The sequence below is a fragment of the Tannerella sp. genome, from assembly GCF_030528505.1.
In the GTDB taxonomy this organism is placed as follows: domain Bacteria; phylum Bacteroidota; class Bacteroidia; order Bacteroidales; family Tannerellaceae; genus Tannerella.
On the sequence record NZ_JAUMYS010000090.1, the window covers coordinates 1 to 5,814 of the forward strand.

At 49.6% G+C, this 5,814-nt stretch carries 3 protein-coding genes; all 3 read left to right on the forward strand.

All coding sequences use genetic code 11. The features are described from left to right. The first annotated feature begins 54 nt into the window (after positions 1-54). The 3 genes from Q4A89_RS11080 to Q4A89_RS11090 all read left to right on the forward strand — a co-directional run bounded on the left by Q4A89_RS11080 (position 55) and on the right by Q4A89_RS11090 (position 5,764). A complete protein-coding gene (locus Q4A89_RS11080) occupies positions 55-2,430 on the forward strand; it encodes an FtsX-like permease family protein (RefSeq protein ID WP_303185534.1) in 2,376 nt (791 codons plus the stop codon). Positions 2,431-2,593: 163 nt separating this feature from the next. Then, complete coding sequence (locus tag Q4A89_RS11085) at positions 2,594-4,924, forward strand: ABC transporter permease (RefSeq protein WP_303185535.1); 2,331 nt, start codon at positions 2,594-2,596, stop codon at positions 4,922-4,924. Positions 4,925-5,089: 165 nt separating this feature from the next. Next, positions 5,090-5,764 (forward strand): ABC transporter ATP-binding protein, encoded by a 675-nt coding sequence (locus Q4A89_RS11090; RefSeq protein ID WP_124751374.1) that lies wholly within the window; start codon positions 5,090-5,092, stop codon positions 5,762-5,764. The last annotated feature ends 50 nt before the right edge of the window (positions 5,765-5,814 follow it).

Below are 5,814 nucleotides of genomic sequence, written 5' to 3' on the forward strand. Positions count from 1 at the left end.
ACAACTAAACATCTAAACAACTCAACATCCGAAGGACTGAAAACTGATAAAAAAATGAAACAGGGAATAATCATTGCGCTTCGTTCGTTGACCAAACGCGGACGGAACAACGGAATTAAAATTATCTCGCTGGCCGCGGGGCTTGCCATGGGATTGGTGTTGATTGCCAAAGTCTACTTTGAGCAGTCGTACGATGCGTTCTATCCCGATTCGGAACGTATTTACCGGCTGAACCAAAAAGTCATTCAGAATAATGAGCTGAAAGAATATCCCCAAGTGAGCGGCGGCGTGGCTGTCGGGATGAGGGAAGAGGTGCCGGGTGTGGAAATGGCTACGCGATGCACCGGAATTTACGACGGTGAAGCCTATACCGACGATGGAAAAGCATATACGGTCTCCATGATTGCCGCCGACGAATACTTCTTCGATGTGTTTCCTCGCAAGATATTGCAGGGAGATGCGAAAGCCGTCTTATCGAAGAAAGGCGCCGTTTTGATTTCGGAAGAGCTGGCTCGGAAGATTGGGGGCGACGTCATGGGAAAAACACTTTGCCTCGGAAGCAAGAATAAGAATAAAATCCCTGTCGGCGGTGTCTTCGAAACCGTACCGGAGAATGCTCATCAGCGTTACGATGCAGTCATAACCCTTCAGGTGATGGTCGCACCCGATTATGACGGCACCATGAACTGGTTAGGGAATGACCGTTATCGCGGCTATGTGAAGCTGTATCCCGGTGTCGAGCCCGATAGCCTGGCCGAACCGATGCGGGCGATGCAGAAGAAATATCAGGATTTTGAGGCCTTGAAAAAGGCCGGTGTCGATCTGAGTTATACATTAACCCGGTTGACCGACCTGCACCGAAAGACGCCTGAAGTAAAATCGATGACCTCGCTGCTGATCATGCTCGCTTTCGTCCTGATCTTCGCGGCGGTGATGAATTATGTGTTAGTCGTCATTTCGTCGTTTGTCAGCCGTACGAAAGAAGTAGCTGTACATAAATGTTACGGGGCATCGGGCAGAAACATCGGCGGGATGATCGTTTCCGAAACGTTTCTTCATCTGTTGATTTCGATTGCGCTGGCGCTGTTGCTTATCTTTGCGTTTCGCGGCACGGTAGAAGAGTTGCTGGCTGCGTCGCTTCAGGCGCTTTTCTCGTCGCAGAGCATTACAATCCTTGTGGCTGTGTGTATGGTCGTGTTTCTCGTGACGGGGCTGCTCCCCGGTCATCTTTTCGCGCGTATCCCCGTCGGGGCGGCTTTCCGGAACTATCGCGAATCGCGCCGTTACTGGAAACTTGCGTTGCTGTTCGTACAATTTGTCGGTGTAGGCTTCCTGTTCTCTTTCCTTGTGATCATTACTCTTCAGCATAGACGCATGACGAACGACAATCCCGGATATAACTGTGAGCAGCTCGCCTATTTCAATATGGGGGGCACAGATTCTACGCTGCGCTCCAAAATCGTCGACGAGGTGGGACGCCTTCCCGAAGTGGCGGCGGTTACCACGTTCTCGGAGCTTCCTTTCGAAAAACAGTCCGGAAATAACGTCTACCTTCCGGGCAATGATCGTGAACTATTTAATATTGCAGACCTGTACTGGGTGGGTAACCGTTATCTGGAGACGATGGAAATCCCGGTAGTGGAAGGGCGTTCGTTTACGGAAAACGTGCCATCGTCGCGCGAAGTGATGGTCAGCCGCCGGTTTGTGGAGAAAATGAAGAACTTTGTCGACTGGAGCGACGGCGCGATAGGCAAAGAAATTCTGATTACGGAACACAGTCAGGGTATGAAACAGCCTTTTACCATTTGCGGCGTATACGAAGATATCCGCATCAACAGCATCGAGAACGAAGATACGCGCCCTTCGGTGATGTTCTATGCTTCCAATCTGCAATGGACGCGCAAGCTGCTGGTTAAGTTTCATACTTTGACGCCGGAAGGCATGACGCATGTGCAGGAAACGATACAGGCGTTGCTGCCCGATCAGAACGTGGCGATCAACGACTGGCGCGCGGACATGACGAATTTATACCGTGCTTCGCGGCTGTTTCGCGATTCGGTGATGATCGGATGTATCATTACGTTGATTATTGCGCTGACGGGATTGATCGGATATACGCGCGACGAGATCAACCGTCGCCGGAAAGAAATAGCGATCCGTAAAATCAACGGGGCGACTTTTAAAGAAGTCTTGTTGCTCTTCGAGCGTGACATCGTTCGTATAGCCGTTCCCGCATTGATTGGCGGATGTGCTTTGGCAGCGTATTCGGCCGCCGGATGGATTTCGGGCTTCTCCGAAAAGGTTTCGCTGGCATGGTACTTGTTCGCGATGTGCGGCTTGATGATGTTGGGAGTCATCATAACCGTGGTGGCATTCCATGTACGGAGCGCGGCGAACGATAACCCGGTGAAAAGTTTGAGGAGTGAATAGGTGAAGAGTGAAGAACGAAAAGTGAAAAATGAAAAGTGGAAAGTGAAGCCCTGCGGGCGTTTAAGTGTTGAGTTGTTTAGTAGTTTAGTTGTTGAATTGTTTGATTGTTGAATGGTTGGCCGAAAGCTAATGGCTGATGGCTGACCGCTAAAAAATAAAAAACATGAATTTGAAATCTTTTTTGAAGTTTCTTTCTAGAAACAAATTGTATACGGCGATTAATGTCGTCGGTCTTTCCGTATCGCTGATGTTTGTGATTCTGATCGGTATTTATGTCGTGCAGGAACTGTCGGTCGATCGGTTTCAGCAGGATGGTGACCGCATCTACATCTTGGGAGATATGAATAAAGATGGCAGCAGGGATTATCTGAATGCTTTGCCCGTAGCATGGCGCGTGCAGGAACGTTATCCGGAGGTAGAGGCTGTCTGTCCTGTGGTGATAGAAACCATGCCTAAACATGTTAAATTGCAGAAGGGAGCGGACGAAAGCCTGAAAGCCACTCTGCTCATGGCGGATTCTTCGTTCTTCTCCTTCTTTTCGTTCGGCTTGAAAGAAGGGCAGAAGCGTAATGTTCTGGAGTCGATGCAGTCGGCCGTCGTATCGGAATCGTTTGCGCGGCGTGCGTTCGGCAGTGAAAACCCGATGGGCAGGAGTATCTGGTTGAACGATACGCTGTCGGTGATCGTCACCGGTGTGATGGAAGAGATGAAACCATCCGTCATCCCCTCGTCCGACATCGTCATCCGTGTTGAGCATGTCACGACATTCAACAGCTCGGTCGGTTTGACAAATTATAACAACGCAGGAAGTACGGTGGCTTTTCTGAAATTGAAAGCCGGCGCTGATCTGTCGGTAAAGCTCGACGATATGCGCGACTGGTTCAAAACGTTCTATTGGATGTATGCGAAAGGATATTCCGAACAACCGACTTTGACGAAATTGCCCGATGTGTATTTCTCTCAGGCCGGTTGGCCGTTGAAAGGCGGTGATAAACGGTTTGTCCTGATTCTGACATCGGTCGGATTAGTGATTCTTATTTTCTCCATCATCAATTACATCAACCTGACAATGGCGCAATCGGGTTTCCGTGCCAAGGAGATGGCGCTACGGCGGCTGCTCGGTTCGGAACGTACGATGCTTTTCATGCGGTTGTTGTTCGAATCGTTCGTGATGGTACTAGTGTCGTTTGGTGTGGGGATATTGCTTGCGGGTTGCTTCGTGCCTTTCGTGAATGACCTTCTGCAAACCGAGATATCCTTGCGCATCTTGCTTACGCCGGCGGGCATCGGAGCCATGGCAGCTGTTATTGTTGTGCTGAGCGTCTTGTCGGGATTGCTTCCGGCCGTCATGATATCGAATACGAAACCGATCGAAGTGGTGCGCGGCACCTTCCGCCGCCGTACGAAAATGACTTTCAGCAAGGTATTTATCACGTTGCAAAACGTCGTAACGATCGTGATGATTGCGTGCGCCTTGACGATGTATCTGCAAATACGCCATCTCATCGATGCGCCGTTAGGATACCGGACGGAGAATATCCTTGACTTGTGGAATAATTTCGACAATCCGGAGCAGTCGAGCGTGTTTCGGAACGAGGTGCGGCAATTGGCATGCGTGCGTCGTGTGGCGGTGTCGCAGGGTACGCCTTTTAACCGAGGTAATAATTACAGCGGCAACTATGAAGGGAACAATATCAGTTCGCAAAACATCAATGGCGATTCGACATTTTTCAATATGCTTGGTTTGGAAATCATCCGCAACAACCGCCTTGCACCGGGTGAAGGCGCTTTCGTGAACGAAGAATTTCTGCGCCAGACCGGTCTTTCGGAAGAGGCACCGTGTTTCCATTATCATGACCGCGAGATCAAAATTGCCGGTGTGATCAAGGATTTCCAGATGGCGAACATCACGCATATCAAAGAACCTGTTTTTATGATGGTAAAAAAAGAAGGGGATATCGATGCGTGGAATATCCTGATCGAGGTACAGGGTGATCCTTATGAGGCTTATCGTGAAATTGCGGCGGTTTATCAACGTATTACCGGCCGCGAGTTCGAAGGAAAATATATCGATCAGCAGGTGATGGATTCGTTCGATTCTCAGCGACGGACGGCGAAGATCGTTACGCTTTTTGCGGGGATTGCCGTGCTGATTTCGCTGCTCGGATTATTGGCCATGTCGACGTATTTTATTCGTCAGCGGCTGAAAGAAGTGGCGGTGCGCAAAGTATTCGGTTCGACGACGAATGAAGTGATGAGCAGGTTGGTGCGAACGTTTCTCTCGTATGTGGGGATTGCATTCGTGATTGCCGTGCCGCTGATCTGGTATTTTATGAGCGGATGGCTGTCGGATTATGCGTATCGCATATCGCTCTCGGTGTGGATTTATCTTACGGCCTTTGTATTTTGCCTGATCATATCGTTTTTTACGGTCTTCTGGCAGGCGTTGCGTGCAGCACGTACGAACCCGGTGAAAAGTTTGAGGAGTGAATAGGTGAAAGTGAAAAGTGAGGCCCTGCGGGCGTTTAGTTGTTGATTGGTTTGTTGGCTGAATGTTGAACACTGAATGCTGAACGAAGCCTTGTGCAACTTGTGGTTCATCTGAATGCTGAAAACTGAAAACTAATAATAAATATATAAACATAAAAAAATAACAATCATGATTAAAGTAGAAAATTTGACGAAGTATTTTGAGACGGAAGAAGTGCAGACGATCGCGCTGGACAAGGTATCGATGGAAGTGAAGGATGGCGAGTTTGTCGCGATTATGGGCCCTTCGGGCTGTGGCAAATCGACGCTGCTGAATATCCTCGGACTGTTGGACAATCCGACTGAAGGAAATTATTATCTCGGCGAACATGAAGTCGGCCATCTGAAAGAGAAGGAACGTACGCAGGTGCGCAAAGGCAATATCGGGTTCGTGTTCCAGAGCTTTAACCTGATCGACGAGCTGAATGTATTCGAGAATGTGGAACTGCCGTTGACGTATCTCGGCATCAAAGCCTCGGAGCGGAAGGAGCGGGTGGCGGCCATCCTTAAGCGTATGAGCATCGGTCATCGGGCGAAGCATTTCCCGCAACAGCTTTCGGGAGGTCAGCAGCAACGTGTGGCCATCGCCCGCGCGGTCGTTTCGAATCCGAAACTGATTCTTGCCGACGAGCCGACGGGAAACCTTGACTCGAAGAACGGTCTCGAAGTGATTCAACTGCTGACCGAGCTGCACAATGAAGGTACGACGATCGTTATGGTGACTCACTCGCAGCATGACGCAGGCTTTGCCGACCGGATCATCAACCTCTTCGACGGCCGGATCGTTGATTCGACAAGACTGTAGGAGATAGTTTTTAAGTAGTCAAAGTAGTCAGGGTAGTCAAAGGTAGTGAA